The sequence below is a fragment of the Mycobacterium kyogaense genome (assembly GCF_036946525.1).
Lineage (GTDB): Bacteria > Actinomycetota > Actinomycetes > Mycobacteriales > Mycobacteriaceae > Mycobacterium > Mycobacterium kyogaense_A.
On record NZ_JAQIIY010000009.1, the window covers coordinates 235,831 to 257,581 of the forward strand.

Sequence of the window (21,751 nt, forward strand, 5' to 3'; positions counted from 1 at the left end):
ACGACGGTGTCTCTGCTCCCGGATTCGGTCATCGCGATTGCGGGTTCATCCGGTGTGATCGGGACGGCGCTGGTGTATGCGCTGCGCTCGGCAGATCACCGGGTGATCCGCATCGTGCGACGCGCGCCGTCGAACGCCGACGAGGTGTACTGGAACCCCGACACCGGGGAGTTCGACGCGAACGCCCTGGACGGCGTGTCTGCCGTGGTGAACATGTGCGGTGTCAACGTCGGTGAGAAGCGGTGGTCGGGCGCGTTCAAGCAGAGCCTGCGCGACAGCCGCATCGGCCCCACCGAGGTGCTCTCCCGCGCCGTCGTGGAGGCCGGGGTGCCGGTGCTGGTCAACGCCAGCGCGGTCGGCTACTACGGCGACACCGGCTCTCGGCCCGTCGACGAGACCGCCGCTCCCGGTCGGACGTTCCTGGCTCGACTCACCGTGGACTGGGAGGCGGCGACGATGGTCGCGGCCCGGGAGGGAGTGCGCGTCGTCCTGCCCCGGACGGGCCTGGTGATGTCGCCCTCGGGTGGCATGCTCGGCCGCATCCGCCCGTTGTTCTCACTCGGCCTGGGTGCACGGCTGGGCAACGGACGCCAGTACATGTCGTGGATCAGCCTGGAGGACCAGATCCGCGCTCTGCTGTTCGCGATCAGCCACGACGAGCTGGCGGGGCCGGTGAACTTCACGGGGCCAGCCCCAGTCACCAACGCGGAGTTCACCACCGCGCTGGGCCGCACCGTGAATCGGCCGACGCCGTTCGTGGTGCCCGGGTTCGCGTTACGCACTGTCCTCGGCGAGTTCGCCGACGAGGGTGTGTTGGGCGGCCAGCGTGCGATCCCGGCCGCACTCGAGGACGCCGGCTTCCGGTTCCACCACAACACGATCGGTGAAGCGTTGAGGTTCGCCACCGCTGGCAGCCGTGAGTAACGTCGGTGCCATGGCGTCGATCCGGTCGAGCAGCGCGGGAGTCGTGGTGCGCCGGCTGGGCACGGTGGACTACCAGGCGGCGTGGGACCTGCAGCGCGAGATCGTGGCGGAGCGCGTGGCCGGGAGCCCGGACGAGCTGCTTCTGCTGCAGCATCCCTCGGTCTACACGGCGGGCCGCCGCACGCTGCCCGAGGAACGCCCGGCCGACGGCACGCCCGTCATCGACAAACCGACCGTGGCGGCAAGATCACCTGGCACGGGCCCGGTCAGCTCGTCGGGTATCCGATCGTCGGGCTCGCCGAGCCGATGGACGTCGTGAATTTCGTGCGCCGCCTCGAGGAGGCGTTGATCACCGTGTGCGCCGGGTTCGGACTGTCGGCCGGTCGCGTCGACAGCCGCTCCGGCGTGTGGCTCGCCGCCGACGGACACCGTCCGGAACGCAAGATCGCGGCGATCGGCATCCGGGTGGCGCGCGGGGTGACCCAGCACGGTTTCGCGCTGAACTGCGACTGCGACCTGGGCGCGTACGCCTCGATCGTGCCGTGCGGGATCTCCGACGCCGGTGTCACGTCGCTGACCGCCGAACTCGGCCGTCGCGTCACCGTCGACGACGTCCTCTCCCCCGTGGCCGACGCCGTGTGTGACGTGCTCGACGGTCGTCTCCCCGTGGCCGGGCACGCAGTAGCATCGATGCAGTGAGTGTCGATCCCGGTAACCGCAAGCTGCTCCGGCTCGAGGTGCGCAACGCGCAGACGCCGATCGAGCGCAAACCGCCATGGATCAAGACCCGCGCAAAGATGGGCCCGGAGTACACGGAGCTGAAATCGCTGGTCCGTCGCGAAGGTCTGCACACGGTGTGCGAAGAAGCGGGCTGCCCCAACATCTTCGAATGCTGGGAAGACCGCGAGGCGACGTTCCTGATCGGCGGCGAGCAGTGCACCCGTCGCTGCGACTTCTGCCAGATCGACACCGGCAAGCCCGCCGAGCCGGATCGCGACGAGCCGCGCCGCGTGGCCGAGAGCGTGCAGGCGATGGGGCTGCGCTACTCGACGGTGACGGGGGTGGCGCGCGACGATCTGCCCGACGGCGGCGCGTGGCTCTACGCCGAGACGGTCCGCCAGATCAAGGCGCTCAACCCGAACACCGGCGTCGAACTGCTCATCCCCGACTTCAACGCCGACCCCGATCAGCTGGCGCAGGTGTTCGAGACGCGTCCAGAAGTGTTGGCGCACAACGTCGAGACGGTGCCGCGGATCTTCAAGCGGATCCGGCCGGCGTTCCGCTACGAGCGCAGTCTGTCGGTGCTGACGATGGCCCGCGCGGACGGCCTGGTGACCAAGAGCAACCTGATCCTCGGCATGGGTGAGACGCCGGAGGAGGTGCGCGCCGCGCTGCGCGACCTGTACGACGCGGGCTGTGACATCGTCACGATCACGCAGTACCTGCGGCCGTCGGCTCGCCACCATCCGGTGGAGCGGTGGGTGCATCCCGACGAGTTCGTGGAGCATCAGCAGTTCGCGACCGAGCTCGGCTTCCCCGGGGTGCTGGCCGGACCCCTGGTGCGCTCGTCGTACCGGGCCGGAAAGCTGTACGCGCAGACAATCGCGTCGCGGTCCGCGCAACCGACGCCCTCGTCATAGATATCCTTGCCCGTATGGCGAAATCGCGTAACTCGGCAGAGGTCAAAGCGGCGAAGGCCGAGGCGAAGGCCGCCCGCAAGGCCGCGTCCAAGCAGCGGCGGGGCCAGCTGTGGCAGGCGTTCCAGATCCAGCGCAAAGAGGACAAGCGGCTACTGCCGTACATGATCGGTGCGTTCGTCCTGATCGTGGCGGCGTCCGTGGCCGCCGGCCTGTTTGCGGGCGGCGGTTTCACGATGTTCATGCTCATCCCGCTGGGCATCGTGCTGGGCGCGCTGGTCGCCTTCATCATCTTCGGCCGTCGCGCGCAGAAGTCGGTGTACCGCAAGGCCGAAGGGCAGACCGGCGCCGCGGCGTGGGCGTTGGACAATCTGCGCGGAAAGTGGCGGGTCACCCCCGGGGTCGCGGCGACAGGCCATTTCGACGCCGTCCACCGGGTGATCGGCAGGCCCGGCGTGATCTTCGTGGCCGAGGGATCGCCGAACCGGCTCAAGCCGCTGCTGGCGCAGGAGAAGAAGCGCACGGCCCGTCTCGTGGGTGACGTCCCGATCTACGACGTGATCATCGGCAACGGCGAGGGTGAGGTGCCGCTGTCGAAGCTCGAGCGTCATCTGACCCGGTTGCCGGCCAACATCACGGTCAAGCAGATGGACTCGCTGGAGTCGAAGCTGGCGGCTCTGGGCTCCAAGATCGGCCCGGCCGCGATGCCGAAGGGGCCGCTTCCGGCGCAGGCCAAGATGCGCGGCGTGCAGCGCACCGTGCGCCGGCGCTGACGTCCCGCGCGCCACACTTGCCACACCCCTTCCGGCCAGACATCATTTGCTGCGGGCCGTCGAGCCCAAGGGGGGACGGGCCATGTGCACTGCGTGTGAGTGGGCGCCGCATTTCGCGGCTTTCGGCCGGGACGGCTCGGGGTCCCTACCGAGGGTCCAGCTGACACGCCGCTCCGTTCTACGCGCTGCCGCGGTGACGACGGCCGCTGTGACGACGGGCGTGGTGGCGACCGCGTGCGGGACGAGCTCCCAGGCACCGGTGGCGCCGGCCAGCACGACCGCGGGCGCCGAGCGCGCGCCCGACACCGTGTTCCACACCGGCCGCGTGTACACCGGCGCGTCCGCCCGACCGTGGGCCGAGGCGGTCGCGGTCACCGGCACGACCATCAGCTACGTCGGGGACAGCGCGGGCGCGAAAGCGCTCGCCGGGCCGGACACCACGGTCATCGATCTGGGCGGCAAGCTGCTGATGCCCGGATTCGTCGAAGGGCACACCCATCCGTTCCTCGGGGCCTTCCTGACCTCGGGCGTCGACCTGCAGGTGCCGACGCGCCAGGATGCCCTCGACGCGATCGCCGCGTACGCCAAAGCCAACCCCGAGGGGGCCGTCCGTGGATTCGGGTGGCGGGTGGACATGTTCGGATCTGAGGGACCCACCCGCGCCGACCTGGACCGGGTGCTGCCCGATCGTCCCGGCTTCTTCTTCGCGATCGACGGGCACAGCCTGTGGGCAAACAGCAAGGCTCTCGAGCTGGCCGGCGTGAGTCGTGACACCCCGGATCCGGTCCCCGGGTTCAGTTATTACGCCCGCGACGTGAACGGCGAGCCCACCGGATACGTGCTCGAGGTCAACGCCGTCCTCGGCCTCGTCAACGCCGTGGAGCCGATCTCCCCGGAGACGATGGGGACCCTGGTGAGGGGCTGGTTGCCGAAGGCGTCGGCGGCGGGCATCACCTCGGTCTTCGACGCGGGGGTCCCGCCGATAGGCGACGACCAGGCCGCGATCCTGCGGCTGTACACCGACATCGAGCAAAGCGGCCAGCTGCCGTTCCGGGTGGTCGCCTCGTACTCGGTGCGGGCTCTACCGATCGACGGCACGGTCGAACGGTTCACCGCGGTTCGTGACGAGGTGTCCAGTGACCTGGTGACCGTGGGTGTCGTGAAGATCATCGGTGACGGCACTCAGGGTGGATACACCGCCTGGTTGATCGAGCCGTACGCCGACAAGCCGGACTCGACCGGCGCATCGCCCTTCACCGAACAGCAGTGGCAAAAACTGGTCGGCGACGTCGACGCGGCCGGGTTCGACGTCCACATCCATGCCTGCGGTGAGCGCACGGCGCGCGTCGGTCTCGACGCCATCGAGCGTGCGATCGCGGCCAACCCGCCGCGCGACCGTCGGCACACCGTCGCTCACCTGGTCTACGTCGAGGACAGCGACGCTCCGCGTTTCGCGCAGCTCGGGGTGACCGCGCAGTTCTCGGCGAACTGGATGTCGGCAGACCCCGACACGATCGAGAACATGGGCGCCCGCTACGGCGCGCCCCGCAAGGATCTGCTCTATCGGCCGCAGGCCGTGCTGCAGTCGGGTGGCCGCATCTCGCTGGGCACCGATTGGCCGGCAGCCGGATACTTCTCCACCTACAAGCCGCTGGATTCCATCCAGATCGGCGTCACCCGGCAGCTGATCGGCGATGCGAGCGCCCCGGTGCTCGCCCCTGCCGAGGAGAAACTCACGGTCGCGGAGGCGGTGCACGCGAACACGCTCGGCGCGGCGTACCAGATCCGGCTCGAGGACAAGGTGGGTTCAGTGGAGACGGGCAAGCTCGCGGATCTGATCGTGTTGGATCGCAACATCTTCGAAATCGATCCCCATGACATCCACGCCGCGACCGTGACGACGACGATGATGAACGGCACGATCGTCCACCAGGCTTAGCGCTTCACCACCGCGGTCTTGGTCGCCAGATCGTGCAGGCCACGTAGGTCGGAGTCGGTGAACAACGCCGGGATCACCAGGGCGATCAGGACGCCACGGCTGAGCGCGCGTCCCGTGCCGACGTGCAGCCGGGCGTCGACCGGCACCACCTTCAGTCCGAGCGCCAGCTGGCCGGGCGAGAACCCGAAGAACCGCACCGAGGCCACGCCGAGCACGAACCACACGATCAACTGCGTGGTCTGGATCGGAAGACTTATCAGGTCCAGCGATGCGACGAGCGCTGCCAGGCCCAGGGCCATCAACCAGTCCACCAACAGTGCGGCGATGCGGCGGCCGAAGCGGGCGATCGATCCGGGTCCGCTTTTGGGCAGGCCCAGCCGCTCGCCGGGGTAGGTGCCGGGCTCGGGCGTACCCGGTCCGGACAGCCACGAGCCGAGACCGGAACCGGACGTGCGTGCCATACCGCCAGGATAGTGTCGCCCCGGCACAGGCAGTCCGGGCCGCATGCGTAACGTCCACGCAACATGCGGTTGACGACCGTGCAACATCGCGTCCATAGCGTCACCAGCGGGTTACCCAAGTGAAGGAGAGCACTCAGTGGCAGAAACGACCTCAGACGACATCTTCAAGCTGATCAAGGACGAGAACGTCGAGTACGTCGACATTCGGTTCTGCGATCTGCCCGGCGTCGTCCAGCACTTCTCGATCCCGGCCTCGGCGTTCGACGAGAGCGTGTTCGAGGACGGTCTCGCGTTCGACGGCTCGTCGGTGCGCGGCTTCCAGTCCATCCACGAGTCGGACATGATGCTGCTGCCCGACCCCGCCACCGCACGCATCGACCCGTTCCGCGCCGCCAAGACGCTGAACCTCAACTTCTTCGTCCACGATCCGTTCACCCGTGAGGCCTACTCGCGCGATCCGCGCAACGTCGCCCGCAAGGCGGAGAACTACCTGGCCAGCACCGGCATCGCCGACACCTGCTACTTCGGCGCCGAGGCAGAGTTCTACATCTTCGACTCGGTCAGCTTCGACTCGAAGATGAACGGCACCTTCTACGAGGTGGATTCGGAATCGGGCTGGTGGAACAGCGGCGAGCCGTTCGAGGCCGACGGCTCCCCCAACCGCGGCTACAAGGTCCGTCCCAAGGGCGGCTACTTCCCCGTCGCACCGTACGACCACTACGTGGACCTGCGCGACGAGATGTCGACCAACCTGATCAACGCCGGGTTCACCCTCGAGCGCGGTCACCACGAGGTCGGCACCGCCGGCCAGGCCGAGATCAACTACAAGTTCAACACGCTGCTGCACGCGGCCGATGACGTGCTGCTGTTCAAATACATCATCAAGAACACCGCGTGGGCCAACGGCAAGACCGTGACGTTCATGCCCAAGCCGCTGTTCGGTGACAACGGTTCCGGCATGCACGCCCACCAGTCGCTGTGGAAGGACGGCAAGCCGCTGTTCCACGACGAGTCGGGCTACGCCGGGCTGTCGGACATGGCGCGCCACTACATCGGCGGCATCCTGCACCACGCGCCGTCGCTGCTGGCGTTCACCAACCCGACGGTGAACTCCTACAAGCGTCTGGTGCCGGGCTACGAGGCGCCGATCAACCTGGTGTACAGCCAGCGCAACCGCTCGGCGTGCGTGCGTATCCCGATCACCGGCAACAACCCGAAGGCCAAGCGCCTCGAGTTCCGTTGCCCGGACAGCTCGGGCAACCCGTACCTGGCGTTCGCGGCGATGCTGATGGCCGGTATCGACGGCATCAAGAAGAAGATCGAGCCGCTGTCGCCGGTCGACAAGGACCTCTACGAGCTTCCGCCAGAGGAGGCCGCCAACATCCCGCAGGCGCCCACGTCGCTGGCGGCGGTGATCGACAAGCTCGAGGAGGACCACGAGTACCTCACCGAGGGCGGCGTGTTCACCGAGGACCTGATCGAGACGTGGATCTCGTTCAAGCGTGAGAACGAGATCATGCCGATCCAGATCCGTCCTCATCCGTACGAGTTCTCGCTGTACTACGACGTGTAAGTCGGCTCCGCCGACGCGACGTCTAAGTCGGCAGACTCCACGAGGACGCCCGCCCGGTACCCACCGGGCGGGCGTTTCTCATCTCGGCGTCCACGTCGTCGGGTCGATCCTGCCGTCGTAGACCGGCAGCTCGATCGGCTGGTCGGTCTCGGTGAACGGCGACCACGGCCGCCGCGTCACCCCTGCCGTACCGAACTGCCGCGTCCGCGCCACCTCGTCGAGGTCGATGGTCGCGGCGAGCACGGTCGGCTCGGCGCCCACCGCCGCGGCGAGGATGCGCCCCTGGGGGTCGACCAGCAGGCTGCGCCCCTGCCCGCGCGGGGACGCCGCGTTCACACTCCCGACGAACACCTGGTTCACGATCGCGTTGGCCTGCACCAGCACCACCTCCTGCGCGCGGTCCGCAGTCGGGGTCAGCACGACGTTGAGCAGTAGTTCGGCCCCCATCCAGGCCAGTTGGCGCGACACTTCGGGAAACCACGCGTCGTAGCAGACCGTCAGCCCGATGGTGCACTGCTCAATCGGCACGGTGACGAATTCGCGGCCCGGCTCGGTGGTTTCGACAGGGCGCCATGGGAAGGCTTTGCGATAGGCCGCCACCAGCTCGCCGGTCGGCGCGAACACCACCATCGTGTTGTGGATGCGGCCGTCGTCGGACCGCTCCAGGATGCTTCCGGGGACCACCCACACACCGAGCTCGCCGGCGAGCTCGCCGACCGCGCGGCACAGCGGTCCGTCGAGCGGTTCGGCGTGGCTTTCCGTGCTGGCCGGGTCCCATGGATCCCAGTCACCGAGCAGATGCTGCTCGGGAAACACGAACAGCGACGTGGCCGGATACTGGCGCGTCAGCAGGCGCAGGTCACGGCCGAAGTCGTCGACGGTCTTCGCGGCGTCGTGCTGGACCAGGGCCAGCGACAGTTCTCGGGACATGGCATCCATTGTCGTCATGACTGCCGATACGGTTTCGAACCCTGATGCAGCGGCAATCTGCCCGGCATGACTGTGCGCGTCGGCGTGACGGGACCCACCGGGGAGATCGGCAAGGCGGCGATTGCCGCGCTGGAGGACGACCCCGACGTCGAGGCCATCGTCGGCATGGCCCGTCGTCCGTTCGATCCCGAGGCCGAGCACTGGACGAAGACGACCTATCGGCAGGGTGACATCCTCGACCGCGACGCGGTCGACGCACTCGTCGCCGACGTGGACGTCGTCGTCCACCTCGCCTTCATCATCATGGGCACCCGCACCGAGAGTGCACGGGTGAATCTGGCCGGCACCCGCAACGTGTTCGAGGCGACCGTCGCCGCCGCCCGTCCCCGCCGGCTGGTCTACACGTCCTCGGTCGCCGCGTACGGCTATCACTCCGACAACCCGGTGCCGATCACCGAGGACGTCGCGCCGCGCGGGTCCGCCGAGCACTACTACTCCGAGCAGAAGGCCGCCTGCGAAGATGCGCTGGCGGAGATCACAGCGGGCTCTGATCTCGAGGTCTACGTGCTGCGGCCGTGCATCGTCGCCGGACCGAAGGCGCCCGCCCTGGCCGACGCGATGCCGTGGAACAAGCTGCCCGGGCCGGTGCGACGCATCTCGGCGGCCCTGCCGGTGCTGCGACCGTTCCCCGATCCCGGCACGCCGTTGCAGCTCGTCCATCACGACGACGTCGCATCCGCGATCGCACTGGCTGTCACCACCCAGACCGCCCCACCCGGCGCCTACAACATCGCCGGCGACGGCGTGGTGTCGATGTCGCAGGTCGGCGACGCTTTCGGGGCGTTGCCGATCAAGGTGCCCCGGGCGGCGGCGGTCGTCACTTCGGAGGTGCTCTCTGCACTGCCGTTCGTGCCGTCAGCGCTGGAGTGGCTGCACGCGGGGCGAACCTCGGTCGTGATGGACACCGAGAAAGCGAAATCCGCGCTGGGCTGGAGGCCTCGCCACACCTCCGAGGAAACGCTCGACGCGCTCGCCAGCACGCTGCACTGATCATCCTCACAGCCCGATCTGGTGTCGACCGAAGCCGCTGCGGGTAGAAACGTGCGGTGGCAGCTGTAGTCGAGAACGCGAGTCCTCCCGAGCAGATGGACGTTCGCGCACGCAATCTCGTGTTCACCGCGGTCGTCCTCGGCATGTTGCTGGCCGCGCTCGACCAGACGATCGTCGCCACCGCTCTCCCGACCGTCGTCGCCGATCTCGGCGGCGCCGGCCACCAGGCCTGGGTCGTCACCAGCTATCTGCTGGCCTCGACGATCGTCACCGCGGTGGTCGGCAAACTCGGCGACATCTTCGGACGCAAGAGGATCTTCCAGGTCGCGGTGCTGCTGTTCCTCGTCGGATCGGTGCTGTGCGGGTTGGCACAGTCGATGGGCATGCTCGTCGCCTCGCGGGCGCTGCAGGGTCTGGGCGGCGGTGCGATCACGGTGACCGCGGTCGCCGTCATCGGCGAAGTCATCCCGCTGCGCGAACGCGGCCGCTATCAGGGCGCCCTGGGTGCGGTCTTCGGTGTCACGACGGTCATCGGCCCGCTGCTCGGTGGGCTGTTCACCGACCACCTGAGCTGGCGCTGGGCGTTCTGGATCAACGTTCCGGTGGCGGTGGTCGTGCTGGGCATCGCGGCGGTCGCGATTCCCGAACTCGCGCGCACCGCGCGGCCGGTGCTCGACTATGCCGGCATCGTGCTGGTCGGCCTCGGGGCCGCCGGGCTGACGCTGGCGACCAGCTGGGGCGGCACCACCTACCCGTGGGGGTCGGTGACCATCATCGGGTTGTTCGTGGTGTCGGTGGCGGTTCTGGTCGCGTTCGTCTTCGTCGAACGCCGCGCGACAGAGCCGATACTGCCGATCCGGCTGTTCGGCAATTCGGTGTTCACGGTGTGCTGCGTGCTGTCGTTCGTGGTGGGATTCGCGATGCTGGGCGCGCTGACGTTCCTGCCGACGTTCATGCAGTTCGTCGACGGGGTATCGGCGACGGAGTCGGGGCTGCGGACGCTGCCGATGGTGCTGGGCCTGCTGGTCACGTCGCTGAGCAGCGGCGTGATCGTGGGCCGCACGGGCCGCTACAAGATCTTCCCGATCGCGGGCACGGCGATCATGGCGCTGGGCTTCGTGCTGCTGTCCCGCATGGACGCCGACACGTCGACGCTCGTGGAGTCGCTGTATCTCCTCGTGCTGGGCGCGGGCATCGGGTTGAGCATGCAGGTGCTGGTGTTGGTGGTGCAGAACACGGTCGACTTCACCGACCTCGGCGTCGCCACATCCGGGGTCACGTTCTTCCGCACGATCGGCAGCTCGTTCGGCGCGGCGATCTTCGGATCGTTGTTCGCCAACTTCCTCGACGACCGGCTGCCCGCGGCGATGGCGAGTAGCGGGGCGCCCCCGGAGGCAGCGACCTCTCCGCAGGCGTTGCATCGGCTACCGCAGGAGATCGCAGCACCGATCATCGACGCGTACGCGGATTCGCTGAGCCGCGTGTTCTTGTTCGCGGCGCCGTTCGCTGTGGTGGGCCTGGTGCTGGCGTTGTTCCTCAAGCAGGTGCCGCTGCGCGACGCCGCGGCGGCCGGCAGCACCGACATGGGCGAGGGCTTCGGTATGCCGACGACGGCGACGCCGGAGAAGCTGCTCGAGGTGGCGGTCGGCCGGTTGCTGCAGCGCAGCAACGGCGTGGATCTCGATGCGGTAGCCCGGGCCGCGCGCAGCCGCCTGGACGTGCCGCGGCTGTGGGCGACCATGCAGGTGTACCGGTACGCCGCCGCCACGGGCGCGGCGCACCTGGAGGACATCGCCGAGGAGCGGCGGGTGCCTCCGCAGATCCTCGAGCCGACCTTCAATCGCCTGGTCACCGAGGGTTTCGCGACCCACGTGGGGGATGCGTATTCGCTGACCGCGGCGGGCGCGGCGGAGGTGAACCACGCGCGCGACGTGATCGCGTCGTGGATCACCGACATGTTGGCCCAGTCGCCCGAGTTCGAGGGCCGTCCTGATCGCCTGCAGGTCCAGGGGGCGCTGGACCGCCTCGCCCGCAGCGTGCTGCTCGAGCGTCAGTCCCCGCGGACGGAAACACGCCCGATCAAATTGGGCTCACCTCCACGGCCACCGGTCTCGGACGTGCAGACCACGCGGATGCGTGCGTTGGCGGCGCCGCCGGTGGTCGAGCCGCCCACCCGCCCGTTCCGTTCGCACGCCTCGATGCAGGGCCATCCCCCGGTCCGCTATCCGGACCGCGGTCCGCACCGTTAGTCTGCTCGTATGACGCAACGACTCGACGCCCGCCTGTCGGCGTACTCCTCCTCCGTCCTGAGCATCTTCCGCATCGTGATCGGCGTGGTTCTGCTGCTGCACGGCACCATGAAGGTGTTCGGCTGGCCGCTGGGCACGGCCGTTCCCGCCGGCACGTGGCCGTTCTGGTTCGCCGGAATCCTCGAGATCGTCCTCGGCGCGCTGATCACCGTCGGCTTCCTCACCCGGATCGCCGCGTTCATCGCCTCGGGCGAGATGGCGGTGGCCTACTTCTGGCAGCACTGGGCGATCTTCAGCGGCGCGCCGGCGAGCTTCTGGCCGTTCGATCCCCAGATGGGCGGCAACGGCGGCGAGCTGGCAGTGGTTCTGTGCTTCGCGTTCCTGTTGTTGGCAACGACCGGCGCCGGCGCCTGGTCGATCGACGGGCGACGACGGGGCACACTGGCCGCGCGGCGCTGACGTCGGCTTTGCTCCCGGCCAGGTGCTGCTAGCGAACGCTAGTGGCGTCCGGGTTTGCAGACACGCAGAAAAGATTCGCTGAACGCTAGGTTATTTCGTTGCTGAGGTCCTTAGGATGACCCGATATTGACCACGTTGGCAATTGTCGGGGGGAATTCACTGTGGGGTCTTCGAGGTACATCGGCAGGATCGGCGCGCTGGCGTTCGCGCTCGGAATCGGTATCGGCATCGGCGCAACCCCGGGCGTTGCCTGGGCCGACGAATCGAGTGACAGCACGCCGTCGGTGAGCGCGAGCACCGACTCCACGGCGGCATCTGGCACCGGCAGCACGAGCGCAGACAAGCCCACTCGGAACAGTCGTAAAGCCCAGAGGGCCGGGAAAGACGACACCGAGGGCGACACCAAGAGCGACACAGAAACAGCCGACAAGCCGTCTCGGCACCGTCCGCTGCGCACCGTCCGCGAGGACGCACCCGTCAAGATCCCGAAGGTCGAGCGCACACGCGTACGCACGCCCGACGCCGACGACGCGTCCGAGTCCGCGCCAGCGGTGGCGTCTGCGCCGGCGAAGGTCGTCGCCCCGGCGGCGGAGGTGCACGTCGTACCCGTCGACGTCGTCGCCCCGGCACCCGACACCGCAGAGCGGGCCACCGCGACCACCCGAGTCCGACTCAGCGACCTGCTGTCCTCGGTCCTGACACCGAAGGACGCCCCCGTGGCGCCGGTGGCGTCGCCGGCGATGTGGCTGCTCGCCGCGGCCGCGCGGCGTCAACTCGGACAGACCGAGCACGTCACCATGGCCGCCCTGCGGTCCGACATCGTCGCGGAGCAGCCGGTCGTCAACCCGCCCGACGAGACCGGCGAGGTCGACGGGACGGTCGTCGTGCCCGACGCCAAGACGGCGGTGGCCAGCGGGCCCGGCAAGGGCACGGTCGTCGTCTCGGTCAGCGGCGACACGGTGTCGTTCACCTACAACCCCACCAAGCAGGCCCGCCACGCTGCCGCCGCGGTGGGCGCGGACCCCGCACTCAAGTCCGACAGCTTGGTGCTCACGGTCACCGACGGGGCCGGCGAGGTCACCACCGTGCCGATCACCGTCGACGTCGCGCCGGCGAACGCCGCCCCCGTCGTCTCGGTGTCGAGGCCGCGCCTGTCGCCGTTCGGCGACGGCGAGGTCCGGGTATCGGTCCGGGTGCGCGACTTCGACGGGGACGCCTACACGTACTCGCTGTCGCCGACGGCCAAGGGAGGCACCCTCACCATCGACGAGGTCGGCCACATCTCGTACCTGCCGACCGCCGCGGCACGGCATGCCGCTGCAGCTGCCGACGCGACCGAGGCGGACAAGACCGACACGTTCGACGTGACGGTGACCGATGGCTACGGCGGCGTGACCATGGTGACGCTCGCGGTGCCGATCAAACCCGACAACGTCGACCCCGACGTCAAGGTGCGCACCAGGACATCGCCGTTCAGCGACAAAGTGACCGGCGTGGTCATCGCGAAAGACCCCAACGGTGACCCGCTGACCTACGAGGTCGGCGACACCAACAAGGGCGGCACCGTGGTGATCGACGAGCGCGGCCGCTTCACCTACACACCGTCGGCGGCGGCCCGCCACGCGGCTTCCGCAGACAACGCCTCACAGCTCGACAAGCAGGACAGCTTCGTCGTCACGGTCACCGATGAGCACGGCGGCATCACCAAAACCCTTGTGACCGTGACGGTCAAGCCCGCCAACGTGGCGCCGACATCGGCGTCGGTCAAGGACGTCTTCACCAACCCGAACACCGGTGTGGTCACCGGCGCGGTCACCGCCGTGGACGCCGACGGGGACCCGTTGACCTACAAGGCGGTGTCCAAGACCCGCAAGGGCACGGTCTCGATCGCCGAAGACGGCACGTTCGTCTACACCCCCTCCGACGCCGCACGCGCTGCTGCGAGTCGGCCGTTCGCGCCGAGGGGCGCCAAGATCGACAGCTTCCGGGTCACCATCGACGACGGCCACGGCGGCACCACCACACTGACCGTTCGGGTCGGGATCGCCCCGCTGGGCGGGGACAATCAGGCTCCCGTCGACGGTACGTTCACCGCGGGCACTCCGAATGTGTTCTCCGGCAAGGTCACCGGGACCGTGACAGCGACCGACCCAGATCAGGATCCGTTGTCCTACAGCGGAACCGGGCTGACGTCCAAGGGCAGCGTCGTCGTCAATGCCGACGGCACGTTCACCTACACCCCCAATGATGCGGCGCGCCACCAGGCCGGTGCGGACAACGCCACCGAGCAGGACAAGGTGGACACGTTCGTCGTCACGGCATCTGACGGATTCGGAGGCACGTTGGCGGTCCCGGTGACGGTCTCGATCAAGCCGTCCGCCAACAGGGCGCCGTCGCAGCTGTCCTACACCGCCGACACCGACGCGGCGACGGGACTGGTGAGCGGGCAGGTCACCGCCAAGGATGCCGACGGCGATCTGCTGACCTACGGGGGCACCACCGTGACCGACAAGGGAAGCGTGGTCGTCACCAGCGCCGGCGGATTCACATATGTGCCAACTGACGCGGCACGCGCGGCGGCCGGTGCACCGAAAGCGCCGTTGTCGGACAAGCGGGACGCGTTCGTCGTCACTGTCAACGACGGGCACGGGGGCACGTCGGACATCACGGTGCGGGTCACGATCGTTCCGACGACGACGGTGTCAGTCCTGTAGCCCCATGTCCGCGCGGAAGCGGCGCATACCGTCGATCTTCTGCTCGAGCGTGGCGTCCGGACCGCTGTAGAACATCCACGGCATCGTGATGATGCCGGTGACGCCGCCCGCCTCGGCCCGCGCGTAGTGCTCGGGCAGGTAGGCGTCACTGAGCGGGGTGATGACCTCGAAACCGGCCATGTCCGAGCCACTTTCGGCCCGTATGCGGCGCAGGGTGGCTATCCGTTCGAGGGCGTGGTCGGTGGTGATCAGATCGCCGATCCAGCCGTCGTGACGGGCTGCCCGGCGCAGCGCGATGTCGGACAGTCCGCCGACGTAGATCGGAATCGGCGGCGGCGTGGGTTCCATCTCCATGCGCGGCGCGGTGTAGAACTCACCGGAGTGCTCGGTCCAGCCAGGTGCCCAGAGCGCCTTCATCAGCGCGAGCATTTCGTCGGTGCGTCTGCCGCGCCGTTCGAACTGCTGGCCGAGCAGCTCGAATTCCTCACGGCACCAACCCACTCCGATGCCCAGCTCGAGTCGGCCGTCGGCCAGCACGGCCGCGGTGCCGATCGCTTTGGCCGCCGAGTACGGGTCCCGCATCGCGGGCAGGTAGACGGTGGTGACGAAGCGCAGGCGGGCGGTCTGCAACGCGATGGCGCCGATCATCACCCAGGGGTCCGGCCAGTCGGTGAAGGGCTGCCAGCGGCGGCTGCCGTCCTCGGTGTAGGGATAGGGCGTCTGCAGGGTCTCGAGGTTGACGACATGATCGGGAATGCCGATGCCGTCGTAGCCGAGTTCGTCTGCGGCGCGGGCGACCTCGATGGCCTCGCGGGTGTCCTGGAAGGCGATCGACACGTAGGTTTTCACGCGGGGATCAGCCGGCGTCTCGGGCCCACGCGGGCAGGATGAACACGCCCTCGGCCTCGACGGTCGCCCCGTCGGCGTCTTTGAGGTAGCCGCGGGCGAAGGTCTTCGCGCCCTCGATGCGTTCGACGAACCCTTCGGCCCGCAACGGCCCCAGCGGGGTGCCGCGCAGGTACCGGAGGCTGATCGTGCCGGTGTACTTCGGCAGGTTCAGGCCCTGGCTGGCGACCTCTCCGAGGAGGTGGTCGAGCAGAAGCGCGCAGACGCCGCCGTGCACCCACCCCGGCGGCCCTTCGTAGACGGGCCCCAGCGTGAACTCGCTCCAATAGCTGCCGTCGCCTTCGCGGTGGACCTCCATGGGCGGGGCGATGGCGTTGCGGAGCCCGACGGCGGGATTACCCCAGACGACGGCACGTCCGGTGTCGGCGTGGCGCAGCGTCGCTCGCCGGGTGCGCAGCCGTTGCTCGAGCAGGCCGTGAGCCTGTTCGAGGTGTTCGAGGGCGAGCAGGACCGTGGAGTCGTCGACGTCGGTGTGGATGCCCACGTCGATGAGAGCGCGTAGCGCATCGGTGAGCGGGTCGAACCGCCGCCGGTGCTCTTCGTATTCCTCCGCGCTGATCGTGTCGAACGTGAAGTCCATCTATGTTTCTTAGCACTGCTGGACGGCTGTCCAGCGGCCGGGCTGCACGGGAATGGCAAGCGTCGCTGCGCTAACCCCCGAACACTTTGCGCACCACGGCTTTCGCGCGCCGGGTGACACGCAGGTAGTTGTCGAGGAACTCACCGCCGTCGCCTTCGGGCCAGCCGGCCGCCACCGCGACGGCGTTCAAGAGCTTGCCCGGCCCCGGCAGCTGATCGGTCGGCTTACCGCGGACCAGCACCAATGCGTTGCGGGCCCGGGTCGCGGTCAGCCACGCATCGCGCAGCAGTTCGATGTCGCCTTCGGCGATCAGCTCGGCGGCGCCGATCGCGTTCAGCGTGTCCAGCGTCGAGGTCGTGTGCAGCGCGGGGATCTTGTGTGCGAACCGCAGCTGCAGCAGCTGCACCGTCCACTCGATGTCGGCGAGCCCGCCGCGGCCGAGCTTGGTGTTGGTGTTCGGGTCCGCGCCGCGGGGCAGCCGCTCGGCGTCCACGCGTGCCTTGATGCGGCGGATCTCCTGCACCGCCTCGATCGACACCCCACCCGCGGGATACCGGGTCTTGTCGATCATCAGCAGGAAGCGCTCCCCCAGCTCGAGGTCGCCGGCCACACGGTGCGCCCGCAGCAGTGCCTGGATCTCCCACGCCTGCGCCCACTGCGAGTAGTAGGCCTCGTAGGACGCGAGCGTGCGCACCAGCGGCCCCTGCCGGCCCTCGGGACGCAGGTTGGCATCGACCTCCAGCGGCGGGTCGGCTCCCGGGGTGCCGAGCCGGGCGCGGACCTGTTCTGCGACCGTCACCGACCACTTCACCGCGACCGATTCCTCGACACCGGCGTGCGGTTCGCACACGAACATGACGTCGGCGTCCGAGCCGTAGCCGAGTTCCCGCCCGCCGAGGCGGCCCATGCCGATCACCGCGATGCGCGCCGGCGCCCCCTGCGCAGGGGTGTTCGCCCGGATCACCGCGTCGAGGGCGGCCTGCAGCACCGCCACCCACATCGACGTCAGCTGCGCGCACACCTCGGTGACGTCGAGCATGCCGAGCAGATCGGCCGACGCGATGCGGGCCAGTTCACGACGACGCAGGGAGCGCGCGGCGGCGATCGCGCGGATCGGGTCGCTGTGCCGCGCGGCCGAGGCGACCAGGGAGCGGGCCACACCGTCGGTGTCGACGTCGCACAGCTTCGGCCCGTCGGGCCCGTCGGCGTAGAGCTGGATCACCTCGGGTGCACGCATGAGCAGCTCCGGCACGTACGCCGACGTGCCGAGGACATGCATCAAGCGCTTGGCCACCGCGCCCTCGTCGCGCAGCGTCGCCAGATACCACCGCTGGTCGGCCAGCTGGTCGCTGAGTCGGCGGTAGTTGAGCAGGCCGGCGTCGGGGTCGGGGGTGTCGGAGAGCCAGTCCAGCAGGGTCGGCAGCAGCACCTGCTGCACCCGGCCCCGCCGGCCACCGCTGCTGGTCAAGGCCGCCAGGTGCGTCAGCGCACTCTGCGGACCCTCGTAACCCAGTGCGGCGAGCTGCCTTTCGGCCGACTCGGTGCTCATGACCTCAGAGATTCCGAGCGCTGTCTCGCCGACAGATTCCAGCAGTGGCTGGTAGAAGAGTTTCGCGTGCAGCCGAGACACCCGGTGGCTCTGCCGCTTCAGTTCCTCCCGCAGCACCCCGAGCGCGTCATGGCGCCCGTCAGGGCGGACGTGTGCCGCACGCGCCAGCCACCGCATCGCCTCGTCGTCGTCGTCCTCGGGCAGCAGATGGGTGCGCTTGAGGCGTTGCAGCTGCAGACGGTGTTCGAGGAGGCGGAGGAACTCGTAGGACGCCGTCATGTTGGCTGCGTCGTCCCTGCCGATGTAACCGCCGTCGCCGAGGGCGGCCAACGCGTTCACCGTGGACGCCACGTGCAGCGACTCGTCATGCCGTCCGTGCACCAATTGCAGGAGCTGCACGGCGAATTCGACGTCGCGCAGACCGCCGGTGCCGAGCTTCAGTTCGCGCGAGCGCACGCCCGCGGGGACCAGCTCCACGACGCGTCGACGCATGGCCTGCACGTCGGGCACGAAGTCCTCACGCTCGCTGGCGGTCCACACCATCGGCATCAGGGCCTCGACGTAGCGGCGGCCGAGCTCGGCATCCCCTGCGGCGGGCCGCGCTTTGAGCAGCGCCTGGAACTCCCAGGTCTTGGCCCACCGCTCGTAGTAGGCGACATGGGAATCCAGGGTGCGCACCAGCGGACCCTGTTTACCTTCGGGACGCAGCGCCGCGTCGACTTCGAAGAAGGCGTCCGATGCCAATCGCATCATCTCTCCGGCGATGCGGGTGGCCAGCGCCAACCGGCTGTGCGAGCCGTCGTCGGTGACGAAGATGACGTCGACGTCGCTGACGTAGTTCAATTCCTGTGCGCCGCACTTGCCCATCGCGATCACCGCGAGCGCGGGCGGATCGTTCTCGCACACCGAGCGGGTCGTGACGGTCAGCGCCGCCTGCAGCGCCGCGTCGGCGAGGTCCGACAGGTGTTCGGCGACGACGGTGAACGGCAGCACCGGTTCGTTCTCCACGGTCGGTGCCACGTCGAGGGCAGCCAGGACGAGCAGCCGGTCTCGGTAGAGGGTGCGCAGCGCGGGCGCGGCAGCCGTTGCGCCGCTGACCTTTTCGGCCACATCTTCGAACATTCGCGCCAGCTCGCGAACGGCCGGCAGGCGCACCCGCCCCTTCAACAGGCGCCAGGACTGCGGGTTGGCCACCAGATGGTCGCCCAGGGCCAGTGAGGAACCGAGCACGGCGAACAACCGGCCCCGCAGAGCCTTGTCGGTCAGGAGTGCGGCATCGAGTTCGGCCCAGTCTTGGCCGAGCGCCTCGCAGAGCCGGATCACCGTGCGCAGCGCGCTGTCGGCGTCGGGGGCGCGGGAGAGCGACCAGAGCAGCTCGACGTGGGCGTCGGTGTTCCAGCCGAGCCGATCCAGATCTGCTTGGGCGGTCTTCTCGACGAGCCCGAGACGGCCGACTCCGGGCAGCTTGGGACGCTGCGTCGCGGGTTTGGCCATAACCGGTGAATCTAGTCCGGCCCGTTCGCAGTTAGAGCGACAGGTAGTTCTTCAGCTCGAACGGCGTGACGGTGCTGCGGTAGTTCTCCCACTCGGCGCGCTTGTTACGCAGGAAGAAGTCGAACACGTGCTCCCCCAGCGCCTCGGCGACCAGTTCGGAGTTCTCCATCTCCGTCAGCGCGACACCGAGGCTGCCGGGCAGCTCCTTGTATCCCATCGCCCGGCGTTCCTCGGGCGTCAGGCTCCAGACGTTGTCCTCGGCCTGCGGGCCCAGCACGTAGTTCTTCTCGATGCCGCGCAGGCCGGCGGCCAGCAGCACGGCGAACGCCAGGTAGGGGTTGCAGGCCGAATCGGGGCTGCGCACCCTCGACGCGGCGCGACGACGCCTTGTGCGGGGGTGTACATCGGCACCCGCACCAGTGCCGAGCGGTTCGCCGCACCCCACGACGCCGCCGTCGGCGCCTCGCCGCCGTGCACCAGCCGCTTGTAGGAGTTCACCCACTGGTTGGTGACGGCGCTGATCTCCTGCGCATGCTCGAGAATGCCTGCGATGAACGACTTTCCGACCTCGGAGAGCTGCAGCGGATCGTCGGGGCTGTGGAAAGCGTTGTTGTCACCTTCGAACAGGCTCATGTGGGTGTGCATGGCCGAGCCCGGGTGTTCGGCGAACGGCTTGGGCATGAACGAGGCCCGCACGCCGTCCCCGAGGGCGACCTCTTTGACGACGTAGCGGAACGTCATGACGTTGTCGGCCATCGACAGCGCGTCGGCGTAGCGCAGGTCGATCTCCTGCTGGCCGGGTGCGCCCTCGTGGTGGCTGAACTCGACTGAGATGCCCATCTGCTCGAGGGCGTCGATCGCGTGCCGGCGGAAGTTCGGCGCCGAGTCGTGCACGGCCTGGTCGAAGTAGCCGCCGTTGTCCGCGGGAATCGGCGGCGTGCCGTCGTCGGGGCCGGGCTTGAGGAGGAAGAACTCGATCTCGGGGTGCACGTAGCAGGAGAACCCGAGATCGCTTGCCTTGGACAGCTGGCGGCGCAGCACGTGCCGGGAGTCCGCCCAGGACGGTGATCCGTCGGGCATCGTGATGTCGCAGAACATGCGCGCCGAGTGGTGTTCTCCGGCGCTGGAGGTCCACGGCAGGACCTGGAACGTGGAGGGGGTCGGGCCGCGCGGACCATGTCGGCCTCGGAGACGCGGGCGAAGCCTTCGATCGACGAGCCGTCGAAGCCGATGCCCTCCTCGAAGGCGCCCTTCCAACCTCCGCGGGCGCGATCGCGAACCGACTTCAGGTATCCGAGCACGTCGGTGAACCACAGCCGGACGAAGCGGATATCGCGTTCTTCCAGCGTGCGCAGCACGAATTCCTTCTGCCGATCCATGACCGAAGCCTAATTTCCGCCTGTTAATTCCGTGTTACGACGCGGCTAGCACCGCAAACCGGCGGCCGGTGGCTTCAACCCCGTCAGGAAGTCGACGACGGTCGTGTCGACGCACTGGTCGCCGTTGAAGACGACGGTGTGCTGGCTGCCCTCGAAGGTGACCAGGGCGGCGCCCATCTGCCGGGCGAGGTCGACCCCGGCCTGATACGGGGTGGCGGGGTCACCCGTGGTGGACACGACGACGACCTTGCCCGGCCCGGGCGAGGTGGCCGGGCCGGCGACCGGCGTGGGCGGCACCGGCCACAGCGCACACGTGTTGCGCGGCGCGAACCCGGTGAACTGTCCATAGGACGAGAACGGGGCGGCGGCGCGGATGCGCCGGTCCGCGTCGGCCCAGGCGGCCGGGTCGGTGGGATACACGGAGTCCAGGCATCGGATCGCCGTGAACGCGTCCTGCCTGTTGCTGTAGTGCCCGCTGCGGTCCCGCTGCTGGTAGTCGTCGGCGAGCAAGAGCAGGTCGACGGGGTCGGTGCCGCGCTCGAGGCCGAGCAGGCCGCTGGTGATGTAGGGCCAGTAGCGGGGCGAGTACAGGCCGGAGACGGTGCCGGTGAACGCGTCCTGATAGCTCAGCCCGCGCGGATCCGATGTGGCTGCCGGCCGTGCGGCCAGCGGATCGATCAGCTGGTGGTAGCGGGCCACGGCCTGCGCCGGATCGGTGCCCAGCGGGCAGTCGGCGTCGGTCATGCAGTCGGCGGCGTAGCGGTCGAAGGCGCGTTGGAAGCCGGCCATCTGGTTGACGCTCTCGGTGATCGGATCGAGGCTCGGGTCCACCGCGCCGTCGAGCACCATGGCGCGCACCCGGTCGGGGTAGCGGCTGGCGTAGAGGGCGCCGAGTTCGGTGCCGTAGGAGAAGCCGAGGTAGTTGATCTGCGCGTCGCCGAGAGCTTCGCGGACGGCGTCCATGTCGCGGACCGCGGCGGCGGTACCGATGTTGGCCAGGTAGTCGGCGCCCATGGCCGACAGGCACTGGCCGGCGAAATCGCGTAGTACGCCTTCGATCTGGGCGACCCCGCCGGGGCTGTAGTCGGTCATCGGCTGGGCACGGTAGGCGTCGAACTGGGCGTCGGTGCGGCA

Annotated in this window: 15 protein-coding genes and 2 pseudogenes; 10 read left to right on the top strand and 7 right to left on the bottom strand. The window is 68.8% G+C overall.

The features are described 5' to 3' along the window. Positions 1-6: 6 nt before the first annotated feature. The 5 genes and pseudogenes from PGN37_RS08315 (at position 7) to PGN37_RS08335 (ending at position 5,273) form a co-directional block, all read left to right on the top strand. On the top strand, positions 7-924 hold the full coding sequence (locus PGN37_RS08315) for a TIGR01777 family oxidoreductase (RefSeq protein WP_335330541.1): 918 nt from the start codon (positions 7-9) through the stop codon (positions 922-924). 10 nt (positions 925-934) lie between these two features. Further along, positions 935-1,623 (top strand): annotated as a pseudogene (gene lipB / locus PGN37_RS08320) (lipoyl(octanoyl) transferase LipB). Continuing rightward, positions 1,620-2,564 (top strand): lipoyl synthase, encoded by a 945-nt coding sequence (gene lipA / locus PGN37_RS08325; protein WP_335330542.1) that lies wholly within the window; start codon positions 1,620-1,622, stop codon positions 2,562-2,564. The pseudogene lipB and the gene lipA overlap by 4 nt, the downstream one beginning before the upstream one ends. Positions 2,565-2,578: 14 nt before the next feature. Continuing rightward, positions 2,579-3,334 carry a DUF4191 domain-containing protein gene (locus PGN37_RS08330; protein ID WP_335330543.1) on the top strand — a complete coding sequence of 252 codons (756 nt, stop codon included), beginning with the start codon at positions 2,579-2,581 and terminating at the stop codon, positions 3,332-3,334. Positions 3,335-3,416: 82 nt separating this feature from the next. Then, entirely contained in the window at positions 3,417-5,273 is a 1,857-nt protein-coding gene (locus PGN37_RS08335) for an amidohydrolase (protein WP_335330544.1), read from the top strand. Here the strand turns inward: PGN37_RS08335 and PGN37_RS08340 are convergent. Continuing rightward, positions 5,270-5,734, bottom strand: coding sequence for an RDD family protein (locus PGN37_RS08340; RefSeq protein ID WP_335330545.1), 465 nt, complete (start codon positions 5,732-5,734; stop codon positions 5,270-5,272). The genes PGN37_RS08335 and PGN37_RS08340 overlap by 4 nt on opposite strands. A gap of 136 nt (positions 5,735-5,870) precedes the next feature. Here PGN37_RS08340 and glnA point away from each other — a divergent pair, with 136 nt between their 5' ends. Next, positions 5,871-7,307 carry a type I glutamate--ammonia ligase gene (glnA, locus tag PGN37_RS08345; protein ID WP_335330546.1) on the top strand — a complete coding sequence of 479 codons (1,437 nt, stop codon included), beginning with the start codon at positions 5,871-5,873 and terminating at the stop codon, positions 7,305-7,307. 78 nt (positions 7,308-7,385) lie between these two features. On the opposite strand, the gene PGN37_RS08350 is transcribed toward glnA, so the two are convergent. After that, a complete protein-coding gene (locus tag PGN37_RS08350; protein ID WP_335330547.1) occupies positions 7,386-8,237 on the bottom strand; it encodes a carbon-nitrogen hydrolase family protein in 852 nt (283 codons plus the stop codon). A gap of 66 nt (positions 8,238-8,303) precedes the next feature. Between PGN37_RS08350 and PGN37_RS08355 the strand changes: the two genes are divergently transcribed. The 4 genes from PGN37_RS08355 (at position 8,304) to PGN37_RS08370 (ending at position 14,709) form a co-directional block, all read left to right on the top strand. After that, positions 8,304-9,287 carry an NAD-dependent epimerase/dehydratase family protein gene (locus tag PGN37_RS08355; protein ID WP_335330548.1) on the top strand — a complete coding sequence of 328 codons (984 nt, stop codon included), beginning with the start codon at positions 8,304-8,306 and terminating at the stop codon, positions 9,285-9,287. Between the two features lie 95 nt (positions 9,288-9,382). Continuing rightward, positions 9,383-11,536, top strand: a complete 2,154-nt coding sequence (locus tag PGN37_RS08360) for an MDR family MFS transporter (protein ID WP_335330578.1) — start codon at positions 9,383-9,385, stop codon at positions 11,534-11,536. Between the two features lie 9 nt (positions 11,537-11,545). Beyond that, the gene (locus tag PGN37_RS08365; RefSeq protein WP_335330549.1) at positions 11,546-11,995 is read left to right on the top strand and encodes a DoxX family protein; all 450 of its coding nucleotides are present in this window, start codon (positions 11,546-11,548) and stop codon (positions 11,993-11,995) included. Positions 11,996-12,156: 161 nt separating this feature from the next. Next, entirely contained in the window at positions 12,157-14,709 is a 2,553-nt protein-coding gene (locus PGN37_RS08370; protein ID WP_335330550.1) for an Ig-like domain-containing protein, read from the top strand. Here the strand turns inward: PGN37_RS08370 and PGN37_RS08375 are convergent. From PGN37_RS08375 to PGN37_RS08395, 5 genes and pseudogenes are all read right to left on the bottom strand, one after another. Continuing rightward, the gene (locus PGN37_RS08375; protein WP_335330551.1) at positions 14,698-15,558 is read right to left on the bottom strand and encodes a TIGR03619 family F420-dependent LLM class oxidoreductase; all 861 of its coding nucleotides are present in this window, start codon (positions 15,556-15,558) and stop codon (positions 14,698-14,700) included. The two genes, PGN37_RS08370 and PGN37_RS08375, sit on opposite strands and share 12 nt — an antisense overlap. A 7-nt stretch (positions 15,559-15,565) precedes the next feature. Then, the gene (locus PGN37_RS08380; RefSeq protein ID WP_335330552.1) at positions 15,566-16,195 is read right to left on the bottom strand and encodes a PaaI family thioesterase; all 630 of its coding nucleotides are present in this window, start codon (positions 16,193-16,195) and stop codon (positions 15,566-15,568) included. Between the two features lie 70 nt (positions 16,196-16,265). Next, positions 16,266-19,238, bottom strand: coding sequence for a bifunctional [glutamine synthetase] adenylyltransferase/[glutamine synthetase]-adenylyl-L-tyrosine phosphorylase (locus tag PGN37_RS08385; protein ID WP_335330553.1), 2,973 nt, complete (start codon positions 19,236-19,238; stop codon positions 16,266-16,268). A gap of 31 nt (positions 19,239-19,269) precedes the next feature. Beyond that, positions 19,270-20,617, bottom strand: a pseudogene (locus tag PGN37_RS08390) (glutamine synthetase family protein). 45 nt (positions 20,618-20,662) lie between these two features. Continuing rightward, the coding region (locus tag PGN37_RS08395) for an alpha/beta hydrolase (RefSeq protein ID WP_335330554.1) at positions 20,663-21,751 on the bottom strand (1,089 nt) is incomplete at its 5' end.